The sequence below is a fragment of the Corallococcus sp. 4LFB genome (assembly GCF_046520365.1).
Classification (GTDB): domain Bacteria; phylum Myxococcota; class Myxococcia; order Myxococcales; family Myxococcaceae; genus Corallococcus; species Corallococcus caeni.
The window spans coordinates 1-1,897 of sequence record NZ_JBKGHJ010000886.1 but is presented as its reverse complement, the minus strand read 5'-3'; the positions used below and the strand labels follow the sequence as shown (position 1 = coordinate 1,897).

The 1,897-nt window shown below is 72.9% G+C and carries 1 protein-coding gene and 2 pseudogenes; 1 reads left to right on the top strand and 2 read right to left on the bottom strand.

Going from position 1 to position 1,897, the window contains the following annotated elements; all coding sequences use genetic code 11:
* A pseudogene (locus tag ACLEQD_RS42385) lies at positions 1 to 231 on the top strand (RNA pseudouridine synthase); the annotation flags it as partial.
* 9 nt (positions 232 to 240) lie between these two features.
* Here ACLEQD_RS42385 and ACLEQD_RS42380 read toward each other — a convergent pair.
* Positions 241 to 1,077 carry a hypothetical protein gene (locus ACLEQD_RS42380; protein WP_410391645.1) on the bottom strand — a complete coding sequence of 279 codons (837 nt, stop codon included), beginning with the start codon at positions 1,075 to 1,077 and terminating at the stop codon, positions 241 to 243.
* Positions 1,074 to 1,897 (bottom strand): annotated as a pseudogene (locus ACLEQD_RS42375) (hypothetical protein); the annotation flags it as partial. The gene ACLEQD_RS42380 and the pseudogene ACLEQD_RS42375, both read right to left, overlap by 4 nt.

Below are 1,897 nucleotides of genomic sequence, written 5' to 3'. Positions count from 1 at the left end.
GCTGCTCGCTGGGGCACCCGCTGTCGTGGATCACCCAGTATGGCCGCGAGGCCCCGCTCACGGAAGGCGACCTGGGAGGGCAGGGGACCCGGGGAGGTGCTGACCCGGACGCCGCTGCACGCCGCGCGCGTGGAGTGGCCCGCGCTGCCCGGAGTGCCGGCGCGCGGGGTGGATGCCCCGCTGCCGCCGGACATGCTGCGCACGCTGGAGCTGCTGCGCGCGGCGGGGTGAACGCCCGCGCTACTTGTACGGCTCCAGCCGGAACGTGTTGGACTCGCCCGTCACCCCGAAGGCGTCCACGGCGTTGAGGTGCACGTTGCCGGCGGGCGCGTCCATGATGATGATCGCGTTGCACACGCCGCTGTCGCAGGGGCCGAGCTTGGCGGGCTGCACGGTGCCGCGTGAGGCGATCAACTCCAACGAGCCCTGGAAGTGCCCGGCCCGCGGCCCCTGGGCGTGCACCGTGATGGGGAAGGCCGTCCGGCTGATGCGCGTGCCTTCGATGGGGTCGAAGACGTAGGCCGTGACGTCGCCCTCGCGCATCGGATCCTCCGCGCCGGGCCCCGCGTCCTCGGGCTCGCCACCGTCACCGACCCCGCCGTCGAAGTCCTTGACGATGGGGCCCGCGTCCGTGGCCATCAGCACGCCGCCGTCCTCGAGCATGAGGGGCGGCTCCCCTTCTCCCTGCCCCGGCGGGCGCAGGGTGAGGGCGTCCTTGGAGACCGCCTCGCGACCGTCTTCCAGCCGCAGCCGCACCGCGTGCGTGCCCGCGCCCAGGCCCTGGGGCACCGTGGCGGTGGCGACGCCGGTCGGGTCGAAGCGCGTCACCGTCGCTTCCTCTTCGTCCACCCAGATGCGGCCTGGACCCATGCGCGCATCCACCTTCTCCGCGCCGTAGTCCACCGTCATGGCGTAGCGCGCGTCGAACCGGATGGTGATGGCGTCGTCCTTCGTGTTCACCGGCAGCGTCGCGGGCTCCACCGCGACGATGGTGGGCTGGGGCAGCGACTCCGGGGCGCCCGCGCAGGCCCACGCCAGCACCGCCATCCCCACCATGCCCCGGCCCGCGCGCTTCACGGAACGAACCTCAGCCCCGCGGACACGGACAGGCCGCCCAGTTCGGCGCGAAGTGACGGCGTCTCCACGGGCGCCAATGCTCCGCGCACCTCCGTGAGGAGGCTCCAGCGGCCCAACTGATAAGCGCCCTGCGCGGCCAGGAATCCCATGGCGCGCACTCTGCGCTCATCCACGGCGGCAGGAAAGACATCCCCGGCCCCAATGCCTTGCGTTGAAAGGTGATGACTCAATGCCAGCACACCGCCGCCTGCACGGCCGTCCAGTTGGAAGGAGCCCCGTTGAAAAAGAGTGACCCGCGCGGACAACAGCAGGGGCATCCCCCACACGCGTGAGTGCACCTGCGTGGCCTCCTGATGTCCGTCCAGGCTCGCGTGGCGCAGTCCCAACTCCGCCTCCGCCGCCACGCGCCTGCGCCACACCGGCAGCGGCACGGACACGCCCAACCCCAGCAGCGGTCCCCCATTGGCGCCGCTCGCGAACGCCGCGCCGCCCAGGAGGAACAGCGACGGCAGCCTCGATATCGGGATCCAGCCTCCGAGTCCCGGGTAGGGGTGGGCGTCGGCCGGGATCAGCACCCGCGGCTCCGCCCTGGGGGCGGCGGGCTTCACCGCGCCCTGGAGCCGCACCGCGTCCTCGGAGGGGGCATCCTTCCAGCGCACGGTGACGGACACCTCCGTCGCCTTCGCGCGCGGACGCACCGTGTAGCGCGCGCGCTCCGGAGCTACCGGCGCCACGGTGGCGCCCTCCGCGACCACGTCCAGCGCCGAGGGGGAAATCCGCTCCTCCGTGCCCGCGATGATCAACCATCCGCCCTCCGCGG